The organism is Roseomonas aeriglobus (genome assembly GCA_016937575.1).
Lineage (GTDB): Bacteria > Pseudomonadota > Alphaproteobacteria > Sphingomonadales > Sphingomonadaceae > Sphingomonas > Sphingomonas aerigloba.
Genome location: JAFHKN010000002.1, coordinates 3,110,728 through 3,126,863 on the forward strand (window position 1 = coordinate 3,110,728; position 16,136 = coordinate 3,126,863).

A 16,136-nucleotide genomic window follows, 5' to 3' on the forward strand; every position below is an offset into this window, starting at 1 on the left:
GCGCCCTAGCGACGGTAGTTGCGTGGCGAATAGGGCCGGTGATCGGACTGGACCTGCCGGCGTATCCGCCATCCCGGCGCGCCGGCTTTGTCGCGCGACCTGCCGTTGCTGATCGGCAGCGACGGAGATGAGTCGACCTTAACCGCCGGCGCGATCGATCCGGCTGCGTTCGAGCTCGAGCAAGCGGGGTTGCGCGCAAGAATGTTGCGGTCTCGTAGCGACTGGTCGGCGAAAGCGGGCAGTCGCCACTCGTGCCGATCCGATGAGCATTGTCGGTAAGCGGTCGCGTGTACTGGTGATCCCGATTGGCCTACGTATGATATCGCCCACCGCGCAGCGATAATCATTGACGCGAGTTCGGCGGTCGCCCACGGTCCCGATCCCGATCCCGATCCCGATCCCGATCCCGATCCCGATCCCGATCCCGATCCCGATCCCGATCCCGATCCCGATCCCGATCCCGATCCCGATCCCGATCCCGATCCCGCTGAGATGCTACTGTCGGCCGAGATCGCCGATCGATTTGTTGACGCCCGGGGCGCTAAAGACCCTCGCGGTCGATCAACTCGGCAGCGCGCCACGCCATCGCGACGACCGGCGCAAAAGTGTTTCCGCTTGGGATTTGCGGTGCGATCGAAAGATCGACGACATGCAGGCCTTCGACCCCGCGCACGCGCGTCAAGGGATCGACAACCGACGCGGCGTCAGAGCCCATCCGGCAAGTGCCGGCGGCATGATATGCGGGGATGCCCATGTCGCGGTAGGCGTCGAGGATCTGATTGTCGTCCTCGACCTGCACTCCTGGGCGGGTCTCCTCCACCACCAGTTCGGCAATCGGATCCGCGGCGACGAGCTTGCGAACCGCCCGGACCGTGTCGACCAGTTCAACCCGGTCGCGCGGATCGCCGAAAAAGTCTAAGGTAGCATCGGGTAGTACAAATGGGTCGGCCGAGGTGATGTGGACCTCGCCTATCGCGCGCGGTCGGAGCGGATAGACCACCATCTGCATGCCAGGAAACGGCTCCATCGCCATGGTCGCCTTGCTGCGATCGAGACTGTGCGGGACCGCGAGCAACTGCGCGTTCGGTCGCGGGGCGTCGGGATGGGTGTGGAACGCGGCGCCTACTTCGAACGTGGCAATTGCGAGCGGCCCGCCGCGTGTCAGATAGTATCGCAGGCCGTTCCATAGCACGCGCCAGCCCGAATATTGCGCGTTCCGCGACGTGCCGGGCTTTAGGCGCCACTGAAGGGTCAATCCGCAATGCTCGCGCAGGTTGCGACCGATCTCGGGCCGGTCGGCGACGCAGGCGATGCCGAGCGCACCCAGGAGATTGGCGTCACCGACGCCCGATCGTTCGAGGATTGCGGGCGAGCCGAACGTGCCAGCGGAAACGATAATGCGACTCCCGTCAATCCGCGCGATGCCGTTCGCGTCTCGCACTTCGACCCCGATCGCGCGGGTGCCATCGAACAGGATGCGGTCGATGGTCAGTCCGGTCCGCACGGTCAGGTTGGGTCGGTTGAGCGCCGGCTTTAGAAAAGCTGCAGCGGCACTCTGTCGCCGGCCGTCACGGATCGTCTGCGGGCAATAGCCGATACGATCCCGATCCGCGGGCGCGTTGAAATCCTCGACCGCGGCCAGACCAACCGCCGAACCGCTCGCAATCAACGCCTCCATCGCCGGATTGTCCGCGGGCGGCAGTGAAATACCCAGCATGCCCCGAGTGCCGCGCCCGTCACCGCCGCCCAGCGCGTGATCCTCAATCTCGCGATAGACACGGCCAATCTGTGACCAGTTCCAGTCGGCGCTCGTTTCCTCGGCGATCGCGTCAAAATCGGCAGGCTGGCCGCGCACGTACATCATGCCGTTGACCGACGAAGAACCGCCGAGCACCCGCCCGCGCAGCCACGGCTTCGGCGGCCGATTGTCGCCCTCGCCGGCGCGGACCGGATAGGCCCAGACGTGAGCCGGGTCGGCGAGCACCTTGCCGACGCCTTTAGGCATATGGATCATGGGATGACGATCGACCGGCCCCGCCTCGATCAGAAGCACGTTGCGCTGCGGGTCGCGGCTCAAGCGGTTCGCGAGGACGCAACCCGAAGCGCCACCGCCTAGGATCACGATGTCATAGCCGCTCGTCACCGCACCCCCTCCATCCGGTATAGAGAATTATGTTTGCCATACAGAATGATGCGCTACAATCGATTTGACGGAGCGGGGGGCGGAGAAAAGATATGGACGACGACCGTGTACCGGTGATCGTCGGCGTCGGCGAGCTCGCGGATCGACCGGGAAGACTCGCTCAGGCACTCGAACCGATCGCGCTGATGGAATCGGCGCTTCGACGTGCGGAGCGGGATGCCGGCGCGGCGCTGCTCGCACGGCTCGATGGTCTTGAGATCATCAACGAGATCTCTTGGCCATATTCCGATCCTTGCGCCCTGCTGGCGGAGCGGCTGGACGCAAGGCGCGCCGAATGCACCTATCATCCCGTCGGGGGGCAGACGCCGATGCTGGCCATCCACCGCGCGGCATTGGCCATTCAGGCGGGCGCGTGGCGAGTGGCGGCGATCTGCGGCGCCGAATCGCAGGCAAGCGTAACGGCTGCGGGACGTGCCGGGTTCGACTTGCCCTGGCACCCCCGGGTCGTTGATTTCGTACCGACCCGCGGTGCCGCTTATCAGCAGGCGATCGCACGCACGCTCGATTTCGCGACACCCGCGCACGTTTATCCGTTCTACGAATCAGCAACGCGGGCGATGTGGCGCCAGACCTTGGCTGAAGCGCAGGCGGAGTCGGGCACGATCTGGTCACACAATGCAAGCATCGCCCGGCAGCGCGACGCGGCATGGATCCACCGCGAAGTGTCGCCCAAGGAAATCGTGGAGCCGTCGGCGGACAATCGTCTGATCGCATGGCCCTACACCAAGCTGATGATGGCCAATCCCGGGGTCAACCAGGGAGCGGCGGTGCTCGTGTGCAGTCTCGCGATCGCGCGCGAGCTCGGCATCGGCAACAATGGCATCGTTCACATCCACGGCGGAGCAGCCGCAGACGAGCCGCGCGATTATCTTGCGCGTCGAACGTACCGCCGATCGCCGGCGATGGAATGGGTGCTCGGTCGCGCGAGCGACCTGACCGAGGAACGCGGCTTCGACGCCGTCGAACTCTACAGCTGCTTTCCCGTCGTGCCCAAGATGGCGCGGCGGACACTCGGCCTTGCCACGGAGGCGCCCCTAAGCATTGCGGGCGGGCTGACGTTCTTCGGCGCGCCGCTCAACAATTACATGACGCACGCTGCGGTGGCGATGGTCGAGCGGCTGCGGCGAACGCGCGGGCGGGGGTTGCTGTACGCGCAGGGCGAATATGTGACGAAGCATCACGCGCTGGTCCTCGACACCGAAGCACCCGTGGCCCCCCTGCGCGAGGATTATCGCCGGCCCGACGATACCGACCTCGCCGTAGCCGCCCTTGGCTATTCGGGACCGGCGCAAGCGGAGGCAGCGACGATTCTGTACGATCGCGCCGGCGCTGTCAGGCACGGGGGCGTTCTGCTGAAGACGCCTGCCGGGGAGCGTTTGCTTGCGCGCGTGCCGGCGGAGTACGAGGAGACGATCGGCGCGATCCGGTCGGACCAGGGCGTGGTCGATCGCCTGGGCGTGGCATCGATCGCGTCCGACGGCACGCCCGAGTGGCGCGTCGATTAGCGGCCGGTCCAGTCCGGTTTGCGCTTTTCGGCGAATGCGCGCGGGCCCTCGCGAAAATCGTCCGATGCGATCATGGCCTGCAGCGCGGGTTGTTCGTCCTGTCGGGCGACCGCCTCCGCAATGTCCGGATGCGTCAATCCGGCATGGGCGACCCGCTTTGCCGCACGCACGGCAAGCGGGCTGCAGGCGAGAATGTCAGCCGCCCACCGCCTCGCCTCGGCCATGACCTGATCGGGCGCGGTGACGGCATTGACGAAGCCCAGCGTTCGTCCCTCATCGGCATCGACGCTCCGCCCGGTCAGGATCATGCCCATCGCTTGCGGCAAACCGATAGCGCGCGGCAGTCGGTGTAGCCCGCCGCAGCGTGCGGCCATCCCGACCTTCGGTTCCGGCAGCGCGAAGCGGGCGTCGGCGCTGGCGACGATGATGTCGCACGCCAACGCGATTTCGAACCCGCCGCCCAGCGCCAAGCCGTTGACGGCAGCAATTACCGGCTTGTCGAGGTCGTGGCGTGCGGTGAGCCCAGCAAAGCCCGATGGGGGGCGGTCCAGGCTGCCACCCGCCGCCTGGAACTTCAGGTCGTTGCCGACGCAGAAGGCGCGACCGCGACCGGTGACGATCGCGACCCATTGATCCGGATCGTCGGCGAAATCATCGAACACGGCGTGAAGCTCGCGGTGCGCCGGACCGTGCAAGGCGTTCAAAACCTCTGGCCGGTCTAGCGTAACGATTGTCAGTCGACCTTCGCGGACGACATCGACGAACGCGTAGCGGCGGTCGTCTGTCTGCGGCGTGGTGTCAGCCATGAGCAGAGCCCTCCGAAGACTGCTGAGGGGTGCGGCGTTCGATTGCCGCGTCCAGCCCGACGACACCCAAGCCCGCGGCACGGACGAGCAGGGGATTGATTTCGACCGACGTGATATCGTCAGCCTGCGCGGCGACGAAACGCGAAAAGGCGGCGATCGCCTCGGCGGCGGCGTCGACGTCCGCAGCCGGCCGGCCGCGAGCGCCATTAAGGAGCGGCCATGCGTGCAGAGACTGCAGCAACCGGCGCGCACCGGCGGGATCGATCGGCGCGAGGCCGATCGCGACGTCGTGAAAGATCTCGACAAAGATCCCGCCCAGGCCGCAGACGACGATCGGTCCGAACACCGGGTCTATGCGACCGCCGAGCAGCAGTTCGACCTCGCCCCTCTCCATCGGCCCGACCAGGAAGCCACGCAATTCGACATCGGGAGTCGCGGCACGCACCGTCATCAGCATGGTTTCGGCTGCACGGCGCGCCGTGTCGGCATCCGTCAGATTGAGAACAACGCCGCCGATATCCGATTTGTGCGCAATGTCAGGCGACAGTATCTTGAGTACGGCGGGCCTGTCGAGCGCCGCCACGGCGGCAGCGACGGCGTCGGAATCGGCAGCGTGATACGACTGCGCCATCGGCACGCCGGCTTCGGACAGCAACAGACCGACTTGACGCTCATCGAGAGCACCGGTCGGGAGCGTCACCGCCGCCGTGAGCCGGGGTTCCGGTGCAGGTTCCGCCGCCAAAGCTTCTCCAATCCATCGCGATCCGGCGAGCGCCCGGATCGCATGGCTGGGGTCGTCAAACACCAGCATCCCTGCGCGGTCGAACGCCTCGATCGTTTCCGGACCGGCGTTCATCGCCACGGCGACGGTGCGACCGGCGCGGCCGTCCAGGGCATCGGCGATTGCCGCGCGTAGCCGTGGCCCCAGCGCCGGGCTGTCTGGCCAGTTCATGAAGAACCCCACGACCGCATCATATTGCGCATCGTCGATCATCGTCCGAATTGCATTGCCGACCAGTGATAGGTCGTTCATCGCCTGTGCCGTGGTATCGACCGGATTGGTCGCTGATCCGAACGGAATTGCGGCCTTCAGCTTTGACTGCGCCGCTGCCCCCAGCGGTGGCAGGCGAAAGCCGTAGTGCGCGGCCGCATCGGCCATCAGCACGCCCGCGCCCCCCGATACTGTAATGATCCCGAGGCCGCTGCCCCCGACCGGGGGCCGCCGGTCGAGCGTGTAGAGCAGATCGACAAATTCCTGCGTCGTGTCGACGCGAACGATTCCGGCCGACGCCGCCGCGGCACTGAAGACTGCGTCGTCACCGGCGACGGAAGCGGTGTGCGACTGCGCCGCCGCCCGCCCGTCGGCGCTCCGGCCCACCTTCATCATGACGATCGGCTTGCCGGCACGGCGCGCCCGCTCGACCGCCGTCAGGAAAGCACGACCGTCGTCGATGCCTTCCGAGTAGCAGCCGATTACGTCAACGGCCGGATCGTCGGCCATATGCGCGATGCAATCCGCCAACGTCACGTCGGCCTCGTTTCCGGTGGTGACGAAGCGCGAGATTCCGATCCCGCGGGCAAGCGCGAGCATCGCCAGATGTGCGCCATACGCTCCCGATTGCGATACGATGGCCAGCTTTCCGGGCAGCATCGCGCCAGTCTCGATAACGCTGCTGAACGTCGCGCAGACGCCACGACCGTTCGCGATCAAGCCCAGGCTGTTGGGGCCGATCACCCTCATCCCATTCTCACGCGCCGCATCGAGCATGGCGGCTTGCAGCTCGGCGCCTTCCGCGCCGATTTCCGCGAAGCCGGAGGACAAGATCACGGCGCCGCGCGCGCCGCGCGCGCCGGCAGCGCGGACGGCCGCGGGCACCTCGGCCGCAGGTATCGCCAGGACGGTCAGGTCGATGGTTTCCGGAACCGCGTCTAAGCTTGGCCACGCGGACAGCCCTTGAACGGTTTTTCTACCAGGATTGATGGGAAACATCGCACCTTCGAACCCGTCTCGCAGGGAATAAGCGAGGGGCCTGCCGCCAATTCGTTGCGGATCGTCCGATGCGCCCACGAAAGCGATCGATCGCGGCTGAAAGAACACGTCCAAGTCGCCCACGATACTTCTATCCCTCTCCACACGAACGGCCGCGAATGCCCTTGACGAGCAGGCTTTGCATGACGATCATTCGATATCAAGAATGGTATTCGCAAATTTTCGAAATGCGAGACCGGTAGGACAATGCCGTGAATCAAGCCATTACGCCGCTGCGACACCCCGACAAATTTTACATCGATGGCGTATGGCGTCGTCCGTCGTCGGACGCGACGATCACGGTCGTCTCTCCGGCGACGGAGCAACCCTATATGCGCGTCGCGGAAGCGCTGGAGGCCGATGTCGATGCCGCGGTCGATGCGGCGCGACGGGCTTTCGATCTGGGGCCCTGGCCGCGGATGAGCCCGCTCGAACGTGCTACCTATCTGACGGCCATCGGCGACGCGCTGGACGCGCGCGCAGGCGATGTCGCCGCGATCTGGCCGAACGAGATGGGAATCGTCCACCGGACGGCGCAGACCTTCGCCGGAGCGGTCGGCAGCGTATACCGCTATTATGCCGGACTGGCGGAAAATTTCTCGTTCGAGGACATTCACACGCCGCTGACTGGTAATGGAGCGGGGCTGCTGGTCCGCGAGCCCGTCGGCGTCGTCGGCGCGATTATCCCTTGGAACGGCCCGATCTCGCTCATTGCATGGAAGCTTGCTCCGGCACTCCTCGCCGGCTGTACCGTGGTTATCAAGGCATCGCCTGAAGCTCCCGGTCACGCGCTGCTGATGGCTGAAATCGCAGAGCAGATCGGCTTGCCGGCGGGCGTACTCAATGTGCTGACGGCGGATCGCGACGCGTCGGAAGCTCTCGTACGGCATCCCGGAATCGACAAGATCACCTTCACGGGTTCGACGGTTGCGGGAAAGCGGATCGCGTCGATTCTCGGCGAGCGGGTGGCGCGCTATACGCTGGAACTCGGCGGAAAATCTGCTGCGGTGGTGCTGGACGACTATGACATCGATGCGGCGGCAGCGACGATCGCACAGCGATCGTGCCTGTTGACGGGGCAGGTCTGCGCCGCGATCTCACGGATCGTCGTGCCGCGAAATCGACACGATCAGATGGTTGAGGCGCTAAGCGCGCACATGGGCCGGATCAGCGTCGGCGACCCTTTCGACGCACAGAGCGACATGGGGCCGCTCGCGACGGCGCGCCAGCGCGACAGGGTGGAGGGCTATATTGCCGGTGCCGTATCCGACGGTGCCATGCTCGCGACCGGCGGGAAGCGGCCGACCCATCTCGATCGCGGCTATTTCATCGAGCCGACAGTTTTCGGCAAAGTCGATAACACGTCACGGCTGGCGCGCGAGGAAGTGTTCGGACCCGTTCTCGCCGTGATTCCTGCCGACGATGAGGAAGATGCCGTCGCCATCGCCAATGACAGCGATTTTGGGTTGGCCGGCGCGGTCTACACCAATGATGTCGACCGGGCTTACGCCGTGATGCGCCGGATGCGGACGGGCACGATCAGCCACAATGCGCCGCGAATTGATTTCGGAATCGCTTTTGGGGGCTTCAAGCAATCGGGGGTGGGACGCGAAGGCGGTGTGGAGGGCCTGTTGCCATTCCTCGAAACCAAGACCCTTCTCCTCGACACTATGCCGTCACGCCTTGCGAACGGAGGCTGAAGCTATGCCCTGCATCATTGTCACCACACGCGACGGCGAGGACTGCCGGATTGATGGACGCACCGGCTGGAGCGTCATGGAAGCGATACGAGACGCGGGCATCGACGAGCTTCTGGCGATGTGCGGGGGCTGCTGCAGCTGCGCCACGTGCCATGTCTACATCGATCCTGACTTCGCTGACCGGATACCGCCGATCTCCGATGACGAGGACAACTTGCTCGACAGCGCGGCGGCCCGCAACGGCCGATCAAGATTGGCATGTCAGATCCGCCTTTCCGAAGCGCTCGACGGACTGCGAGTCGAGGTGGCGCCGGAGGAGTGACGGCTTCGTTGACGAGGCGTGGAGTTATGCAGAGGATCGCCTAGGGCCGAGTACGCAGCGCTTGCCGACGCTCAATCTGGTTGCAAGCGCCGTGACGGGTGCTGTCAGACCTTGTGCACCGTCGCATTTTAGCCAGTTCGACGCGCTGTCGTAAGGCTGCCGCCTTCGCCTTTTTCAGCGGGGTTTGAGGGACCACCTTACCTTAGATCGGACTAGGGTCAGTCCGGCCTCAGCGATCTTTCCGGTGGCGCGATCGATCAAATCACGATCTACGCTTTCCTCATAAACAATTGCGCTGTCTCTACGGTGAGGAAACGCGTTTTGAGATCGATCAGACTGGAAGGGCTTACTGTTCAAAGATAGCCCGCAAGGGCGTTCTTGATGGTCGACGCTCGGTAGCCTGCGATCCGTTGGTCGCGATCAAATGAGATGCCCATCCAGTTGTCTTGATCAGGTGTATCGCATACGATTGCCATAGCCGAGTGCCGGTGTCGCTATTGCTTGAGGGCAACCTAGCAACGGCTGACGCAAGTTCTCCAATAACCTGAGTGCCCAGCTTTGTCCGCTGTGGGGCACCACTGCCGATCCAATAAGGGCACCGTGCAGCGGCGATGACGGATAAACAACAGACGACCCTCAAAGTAGGAAGCGCGTTCTGCAGCGGTGAAATCCTGTCCCCGATTTGAACCTGATCTGGCGCATTCAGAACGGTTGGATGAAAATTGTCCAGTCTTCTGAGTGCCCTTTCGGGTGGTTCACGGTGCACCAGATATGAAACCCTGGACAGGCGGCGCTCCTCAGCGCCGCTGCTCGGCAATGTAGCGGTTCACCTGCTCTTCCAGCACGTCCAGCGGCAGCGATCCCTGGCGCAGCACCGTTTCATGGAAATCGCGGATGTCGAATTTCGGCCCCAGCTCGCGCTCGGCCTTCGCGCGCAACTCGGCGATCTTCAGCTGGCCGACCATGTAGCTCGTCGCCTGCCCCGGCCAGTTGAAATAGCGATCAACCTCGCGCGCGATGTCGGTGTCGGATACCGAGCTGTTCGCCTTGAAGTACGCGATCGCCTGATCGCGGGTCCAGCGCTTGGAATGGATGCCGGTGTCGAGCACCAGACGGATCGCCCGCCAGACCTGGAGCGAGAGCATGCCGAACCGGTCATAGGGCGTCTTATAGATGCCCATCTCGTCCGCCAGCCGCTCCGAATACAGCCCCCAGCCCTCGGCATAGGCGCTATAGCCGCCGAAGCGACGGAACTTCGGGATGCCGGTCAGCTCCTGCTGGCGCGCGATCTGGAAGTGGTGGCCGGGCGCCCCTTCGTGCGCGGCGATGCCGGCGACCTGCACCTTCTGCGTCTGGTTCATGTCGACCAGGTTGACATAGTAGATGCCCGACCGCGATCCGTCCGCCGACGGGGAGTTGTAGAAGGCGGTCGATGCGGTGGCTTCGCGCCATTTCTCGACCGCGCGCACTTCCAGCTTCGCCTTGGGCAGCACGCGGAAATATTGCGGTGCCTTGGCCATCACCGCTGCGATCACGCCGCGCGCGTCGGCCAGATACTGCTCACGTCCCGCTTCGGTGTTCGGATATTTGAGCGTCGGGTCGGTACGAATCCTGTCGAAGAACTGTTCGAGCGTGCCGGTGAAGCCGACTTGGCGCTTGATCGCCTCCATCTCCTGCCGGATCGCGGCGACCTGGCGCAGGCCGAGGGCGTGGATCTGGTCGGCGGTCAGATTGGTCGTCGTCGACTGCTTCAGCCGATCGGCATAATAGGCCGCGCCATCCGGCAGCGCCCACACGCCGAAATTGCCCTTCGACAGCGGCTCGACCGCATCGATCGCCGCGATCAGCGTGTCGTAGCCCTGCTTGAACGGCCCGGTCAGCGCGGTGCGCGCGTCGGCCAGCAGGCGCTCCTTGGTCGCGGCGGGCGCATTCAGCGCGGTCACCTTCTTGCGGAAATCGGCCATCAGCGTCGAATCGGGACCGCCGTCGAACGGCGCGCCGACCAGCACCTTCTTCGCATCGTTGCGCGCGGGCGCGAAATTGACCTTGTTCGGTACGATGCCGGCGGCGGCCTGCGCACGCATCGTCGCGGCGACTTCACGCATCACGCGGTTGGTATCGCGCAGGCGGGCGATATAGGCCTGGGCGTCGGCGACGGTGTCGACCTTGTGGTTGTTGATCAGCAGGACGGGGATGGCGCCCGCCGGACTGCCGTTGGTCGACACCGGAAAGCGCAGCTTGCGGAAGCGGAAGCTGTCGGCGGCGCGCGCATTTTCATATTCAAACAGGCGATAGCTGATCCGCGCATTCTCGCTCAGCCGATCGGGCTTGAAGCGCAACTGCATCGCCTTTGTCTGCGCGGCGACCAGCGCACGCATGCGGACCGCGGCGGCATCGGTATAGTCGTCGAGCCGGTCGTAGTTCGTCTTCAGCCCCAAGTCGGTCTGGGTTTCCGGACTGAGCGCGACCTGTTCGTCATAGGCGCGGTCGAGGAAGGCGAGCAGCGCGGCGTCCTGGGTCTGCGTCTGCACGGGTGCCGCCGCCGACAACACAGGCACGGCCGACACCAATACCCACGAAACCGCCTTGCCCATCGTCGCTCTCCCAAATCGTCACCCGGACCGTGGCACGGCGCGGGCGACGAGGGAAGCGATCTGAGAGACTTAGTCCGCGAACAGCAGGACCGGCGTCTCGAGCAGCTTGCGCACCGCTTGGACGTAGCTTGCCGCATCCCAGCCGTCGACAACGCGGTGGTCGCAGCTGATCGACAGGTTCATCAGCTTGGCGCGCACGATGTCGTCGCCGCGGAAGACGGGGCGTTCGACGATCTTGTTCGGGCCGATGATCGCGACTTCGGGGCGGTTGATGACCGGCGTCGTCGCGATACCGCCGAGCGGCCCCAGCGAGGTGACGGTCAGCGTCGAGCCCGACAGTTCCTCCGACTTCGCCTTGCCGGTCCGCGCCGCCTCGGCCAGGCGCCCGATCTCGCTCGCCAGCTGCCAGACGTTCTTGTCCTGCGCGTCGCGGATGACCGGGACCATCAGCCCCGCATCGGTCTGCGTCGCCATGCCCAGATGTACGCGGCCGTGGCGCGTCACCACGCCCGCCTCGTCGTCGTAGCGGGCATTGAGCATCGGGAAGTCGGGCAGCGTGCGGCAGATCGCGACGATCAGGAACGGCAGCATCGTCAGCTTCGGCCGGTTGCCGCGGTTGGCGTTCAGGTCCGCGCGCATGTCTTCGAGCGCGGTCACGTCGATTTCGTCGACGTAGGTGAAGTGCGGGATCTGGCGCTTCGACGCGGCCATGTTCTCGGCGATGCGGCGGCGCATGCCGATGACCTTGACCGGCTGATCCTCGCGCGCCCGGGAGGCATGGGGGGCGTGATAGCCCTGGCCGCCGGAGTAGCGCAGGTACGCGTCCAAGTCGGCATGGCGGATGTGCTGCCCGTCATGCTGGACCTGCGACAGGTCGACGCCGAGGTCCTTGGCGCGCGCGCGGACCGCGGGCGAGGCGAGAACCGGAGCATGATGGGCGCCACTCCCGTTCCCCGGCGAAGGCCGGGGTCCAGTACCACTGTCCCCTGTTGGAGAGGCCGTCGCGCCGTCATCAGCGTCCCGCGACGGGGCCCCGGCCTTCGCCGGGGCACTGACGGGCTGCGGAGCCGGCGTTTCCACCACCTCTTCGACGCCCGGGTTCTCGGCCTCGATCTGCTCTTCGACCTCTGCCGACACCGGGGCCGCCGCTGCAGGCTCGGCGCTCGCCTCGCCCTCGGTCTCGATCACCACCAAGGTCGACCCGATCGGCACCTGATCGCCGACCTCGCCCGCCAGTTCGAGCACCACGCCCGACACCGGCGACTCCATCTCGACGGTCGCCTTGTCGGTCATCATGTCGGCGAGGCCCTGGTCCTCTTCGACACGGTCGCCGACCTTGACGTGCCAGGCGACGATCTCGGCCTCGGCGATGCCTTCGCCGATGTCGGGCAGGCGGAATTCGAAGCGGGCCATCAGGGGAGTGTCCTTGTTGCTGGCAGGGCCGTGACAGGCCAGATTTTGGTACGGGCGTAGGAGCAAGGAGGGAGCGATGGGACACCATCGTGACCGACGCGGGACGCCCGCCCGTGCCGGAAGCTGGCCTGCCGCGCAGCGGTCGTCCGCAGGACGATCACGGCGTCTGTCAGCAGCAAGGACACTCCCCCTAGTCCTTCATGATCTTGGCGAGCGCCTGTCCAATGCGGACGGGCCCGGGGAAATATGCCCATTCCAGGCTGTGCGGGTAGGGCGTGTCGAAGCCGGTGACACGCTCGATCGGCGCCTCCAGATGGTGGAAGCAGCGCTCCTGAACCAGCGCCGACAGTTCCGCGCCGAAGCCGCCGGTGCGGGTCGCTTCATGGACGATCATGCAGCGGCCGGTCTTCTTCACCGACGCCTCGATCGTCTCGATGTCGAGCGGCACCAGCGTGCGCAGGTCGATGACTTCGGCATCGACGCCGGCTTCCTCGACGCTCGCCATCACGACGTGCACCATCGTGCCATAGGCGAGGATCGTCAGGTCGTTGCCGGGGCGCACGATGTTCGCCTTGCCCAGATCGACACGGTAATAGCCGGTCGGCACCTCGCCTGCAGGATGCGTAGACCAGTTCGACGCTGGCCGATCCCAATGGCCGTTGAACGGGCCGTTGTAGATGCGCTTGGGTTCGAGGAAGAGGACGGGGTCGTTGTCCTCGATCGCGGCGATCAGCAGGCCCTTCGCATCGTACGGCGTCGATGGGATGACCGTCTTGATGCCCGAGACATGGGTGAAGATACCCTCGGGCGACTGCGAGTGGGTCTGCCCGCCGAAGATGCCGCCGCCATAGGGGCTGCGTACCGTGATCGGCGCGGTGAACTCGCCGGCCGAGCGGTAGCGCAGCCGCGCCGCCTCGCTGACCAGCTGGTCGAGCGCGGGGTAGATGTAATCGGCGAACTGGATTTCGGGGACCGGGCGCAGGCCGTACGCCCCCATGCCGATCGCGACGCCGATGATCCCGATTTCGGTGATCGGCGTGTCGAACACGCGGGTCTTGCCATATTTCGCCTGCAGCCCCGCAGTCGCGCGGAACACGCCGCCGAAATAGCCCACGTCTTCGCCCATCACGACGATGTCGCCGTCGCGGTCCATCATCACGTCCATGGCGCTGTTGATTGCCTGGATCATGTTCATGCGGGTGGTGGCGCCGGTGTCGGCGGCCTCGCCCGCGGGGGTATCGATCACGTCGGTCATGCTGCCTTCACCACGAAGCGGTCGCCGTCGGGCGCCGTCCAAGTCTTGAGTTTCGCCGCGGCGGCGGTGTCGCCCTGGCCATGGCCTGCGATGAACAGGTCCACCGCCGGCAAGGCGCGCGCCATCGCCACACTGTCGGCGACCAGTTCATGCCCGCCGTCCCTTTCGATCAGCGTGTAAGCCGCTTGACCCGCGGTCTGCCCGACGAAGAGGTGATCGGCCGGATCGGCGACGAAGCCGGGAACGGTGTCCGCCGTACCGGTGACGATCATCGCAGGCACGGCGAGCGAGGCGTAGGCGCTCGGCTGGATCAGGCCCGGAATCTTGCCCGGTGTCGAGAAGCCCAGCACCGCCCTGACTGCCGGCACCCGGAACGGCGCGATGTACGACAGCGCACCCCCGAGGCAGAGCGCGGTCAGCGTGCCGAAGCTGTGGCCGACCGCAATGACCGGCAGGCCCGGATAGTCCTTCGCCGCGATCGCCGCCGCCGCACCCATGTCCGCGATCCGCTCGCCGAAGCTTGCCTGCATCGTGAATTTGGCACGGTCGGGATGGCGCATCGAATCGACATGCAGGGGGGCCAGCGTCGTATAGCCGCGGGCAGCCAAAATGGCAGCGAGAAAGCTGTATCGGTCTGGCCACGAACCATGTCCGGTCGACAGCAGCGCCACTCCCTTACGACTATTCGACTCCCAGATCGTTAGGTCAGTCGACCGTGAAGCCGACACAACCAGTCGTTCGACCTTCGGAAGCGGGGGCGGGGCGGGGGTATACGCAAGCCATTTCGGCTGACAGGCAGCTACCGCCACGCCGCCTGCGCCAGCGATCAGGGTGCGCCGGTCGATCACTTGCGCGCCCACGGCCGGCCGGAGGCCTCTTCCTCGGCGATCATCTGCGCCTGCTGCTCACGCAGGTGCCACGGCATCTCCTCGAACACGCCATCGAACAGCGAATCGAGCGGCTGGTGCAGCCCGTGGCCGAGGATGCCGTTCTTCTCGGCCTCCTTCTGCGCGGCCTTGACCTGCTCGGCGACCTCGCGGTCCATCGCGTCGTGCCGTTCCTCGTCCCACTCGCCGATCGCGATCAGATGCGCCTTCAGCCGCTTAATCGGGTCACCCAGCGGCCACGCATTGGGCTCGCCCTCCGAGCGATACTGGCCCGGATCGTCCGACGTCGAATGGCCCTCGGCGCGGTAGGTGAAATGCTCGATCAGCGTGGGGCCCGCATTGGTCCGCGCGCGCTCGGCGGCCCAGAGCGTCGCGGCATAGACCGCCAGCACGTCGTTCCCGTCGACCCGGATGCCGGCGATGCCATAGCCGATCGCGCGCGCGGCAAAGGTGGTCGCCTCGGCGCCGGCAAAGCCCGAGAAGCTCGAGATCGCCCACTGGTTGTTGACGACGTTGAAAATGACCGGCGCACGGTAGACGCTGGCGAAGGTGCAGGCGGAGTGGAAGTCGCCTTCCGCGGTCGATCCTTCGCCGCACCAGGTCGCAGCGATTCGCGTATCGCCCTTCGCCGCGCTCGCCATCGCCCAGCCGACCGCCTGCGGATATTGGGTCGTCAGATTGCCGGAGATCGAGAAGAAGCCGAAACGCTTCTCCGAATACATGATCGGCAGCTGCTTGCCCTGCAGCTTGTCGCCGCGGTTCGAATAGATCTGGTTCATCATGTCGACCAGCGGGCAGCCACGCGAGATGAGGATGCCCTGCTGGCGATAGGATGGGAACACCATGTCGTCCGATGCCAGCGCCGCAGCGGCGCCCACCGACACCGCCTCCTCGCCCAGCGACTTCATGTAGAAGCTCGTCTTGCCCTGGCGCTGCGCGCGGAACATGCGCTCGTCGAAGGCGCGGGTCAGCGCCATGTTGCGCAGCATCTGGCGCTTCAGATCGGGCGAGATACGCGGATCCCACTGGCCACCGGCGGTCCCGTCCATGTCGAGCACGCGCACCAGGCCGAAGGCGAGATCGTGAAAGCCGTTGGCCGCGTCGGCGGTGTCGGGCCGGCGGGACGCATCGACCGGCGGCACCGCAACTTCGGTGAAATCCACCGTGTCGCCGGGGCGGAACTTCGGCTCAGGCACATGCAGCGCGAGCGGCGGCAGATTCGATCGACGGGACGCGTCGGACATGGTCTCTCCTCGGGCGGCGCATGGTGGCAGCGCCCGAAACAAGCTTTGCGAGCCTTGTAATAAAATTTCAAGAGGCCTCGCGCGTGCCGAGAGGGCCGCCGAGCGGAATCCGTCTGCCGATCGACGACGTGGGGGCTGGCGTCGCCGTCCTGCCGCTGCTAGGCACTCTCCCCACGCA

11 protein-coding genes are annotated in these 16,136 nt (G+C 65.6%); 3 read left to right on the plus strand and 8 right to left on the minus strand.

Features of this window, described 5'->3' with window-relative positions; all coding sequences use genetic code 11:
* Nucleotides 1-541: 541 nt before the first annotated feature.
* On the minus strand, nucleotides 542-2,143 hold the full coding sequence (locus tag JW805_15240; GenBank protein ID MBN2973363.1) for a GMC family oxidoreductase N-terminal domain-containing protein: 1,602 nt from the start codon (nucleotides 2,141-2,143) through the stop codon (nucleotides 542-544).
* Between the two features lie 92 nt (nucleotides 2,144-2,235).
* On the opposite strand from JW805_15240, the gene JW805_15245 reads away from it, so the two are divergent.
* Entirely contained in the window at nucleotides 2,236-3,708 is a 1,473-nt protein-coding gene (locus JW805_15245; GenBank protein MBN2973364.1) for a hypothetical protein, read from the plus strand.
* On the opposite strand, the gene JW805_15250 is transcribed toward JW805_15245, so the two are convergent.
* Together JW805_15250 and JW805_15255 are read right to left on the minus strand one after the other, a co-directional pair.
* Nucleotides 3,705-4,514 (minus strand): enoyl-CoA hydratase/isomerase family protein, encoded by an 810-nt coding sequence (locus tag JW805_15250; protein MBN2973365.1) that lies wholly within the window; start codon nucleotides 4,512-4,514, stop codon nucleotides 3,705-3,707. The genes JW805_15245 and JW805_15250 overlap by 4 nt on opposite strands.
* A complete protein-coding gene (locus JW805_15255) occupies nucleotides 4,507-6,627 on the minus strand; it encodes an acetate--CoA ligase family protein (protein MBN2973366.1) in 2,121 nt (706 codons plus the stop codon). The genes JW805_15250 and JW805_15255 overlap by 8 nt, the downstream gene beginning before the upstream one ends.
* A gap of 128 nt (nucleotides 6,628-6,755) precedes the next feature.
* Between JW805_15255 and JW805_15260 the strand changes: the two genes are divergently transcribed.
* Nucleotides 6,756-8,243, plus strand: coding sequence for an aldehyde dehydrogenase (locus JW805_15260; GenBank protein MBN2973367.1), 1,488 nt, complete (start codon nucleotides 6,756-6,758; stop codon nucleotides 8,241-8,243).
* Between the two features lie 4 nt (nucleotides 8,244-8,247).
* Complete coding sequence (locus JW805_15265; protein ID MBN2973368.1) at nucleotides 8,248-8,565, plus strand: 2Fe-2S iron-sulfur cluster binding domain-containing protein; 318 nt, start codon at nucleotides 8,248-8,250, stop codon at nucleotides 8,563-8,565.
* Nucleotides 8,566-9,362: 797 nt separating this feature from the next.
* On the opposite strand, the gene JW805_15270 is transcribed toward JW805_15265, so the two are convergent.
* The 5 genes from JW805_15270 to JW805_15290 all read right to left on the minus strand — a co-directional run bounded on the left by JW805_15270 (nucleotide 9,363) and on the right by JW805_15290 (nucleotide 15,958).
* Nucleotides 9,363-11,159 (minus strand): DUF885 domain-containing protein, encoded by a 1,797-nt coding sequence (locus JW805_15270; protein MBN2973369.1) that lies wholly within the window; start codon nucleotides 11,157-11,159, stop codon nucleotides 9,363-9,365.
* A gap of 69 nt (nucleotides 11,160-11,228) precedes the next feature.
* On the minus strand, nucleotides 11,229-12,572 hold the full coding sequence (locus tag JW805_15275; protein ID MBN2973370.1) for a 2-oxo acid dehydrogenase subunit E2: 1,344 nt from the start codon (nucleotides 12,570-12,572) through the stop codon (nucleotides 11,229-11,231).
* Nucleotides 12,573-12,762: 190 nt separating this feature from the next.
* Complete coding sequence (locus JW805_15280) at nucleotides 12,763-13,827, minus strand: alpha-ketoacid dehydrogenase subunit beta (protein ID MBN2973371.1); 1,065 nt, start codon at nucleotides 13,825-13,827, stop codon at nucleotides 12,763-12,765.
* Complete coding sequence (locus JW805_15285) at nucleotides 13,824-14,498, minus strand: hypothetical protein (GenBank protein MBN2973372.1); 675 nt, start codon at nucleotides 14,496-14,498, stop codon at nucleotides 13,824-13,826. The genes JW805_15280 and JW805_15285 overlap by 4 nt, the downstream gene beginning before the upstream one ends.
* A 173-nt stretch (nucleotides 14,499-14,671) precedes the next feature.
* Complete coding sequence (locus JW805_15290) at nucleotides 14,672-15,958, minus strand: 3-methyl-2-oxobutanoate dehydrogenase (2-methylpropanoyl-transferring) subunit alpha (GenBank protein ID MBN2973373.1); 1,287 nt, start codon at nucleotides 15,956-15,958, stop codon at nucleotides 14,672-14,674.
* Nucleotides 15,959-16,136 lie beyond the last annotated feature (178 nt).

Excerpts from the sequence above, each read along its gene's own strand:
- JW805_15245 (MBN2973364.1), top strand. The coding sequence starts at position 2,236 with ATGGACGACGACCGTGTACCGGTGATCGTCGGCGTCGGCGAGCTCGCG.
- JW805_15250 (MBN2973365.1), bottom strand. The coding sequence starts at position 4,514 with ATGGCTGACACCACGCCGCAGACAGACGACCGCCGCTACGCGTTCGTC.
- JW805_15265 (MBN2973368.1), top strand. The coding sequence starts at position 8,248 with ATGCCCTGCATCATTGTCACCACACGCGACGGCGAGGACTGCCGGATT.
- JW805_15270 (MBN2973369.1), bottom strand. The coding sequence starts at position 11,159 with ATGGGCAAGGCGGTTTCGTGGGTATTGGTGTCGGCCGTGCCTGTGTTG.
- JW805_15275 (MBN2973370.1), bottom strand. The coding sequence starts at position 12,572 with ATGGCCCGCTTCGAATTCCGCCTGCCCGACATCGGCGAAGGCATCGCC.
- JW805_15280 (MBN2973371.1), bottom strand. The coding sequence starts at position 13,827 with ATGACCGACGTGATCGATACCCCCGCGGGCGAGGCCGCCGACACCGGC.
- JW805_15290 (MBN2973373.1), bottom strand. The coding sequence starts at position 15,958 with ATGTCCGACGCGTCCCGTCGATCGAATCTGCCGCCGCTCGCGCTGCAT.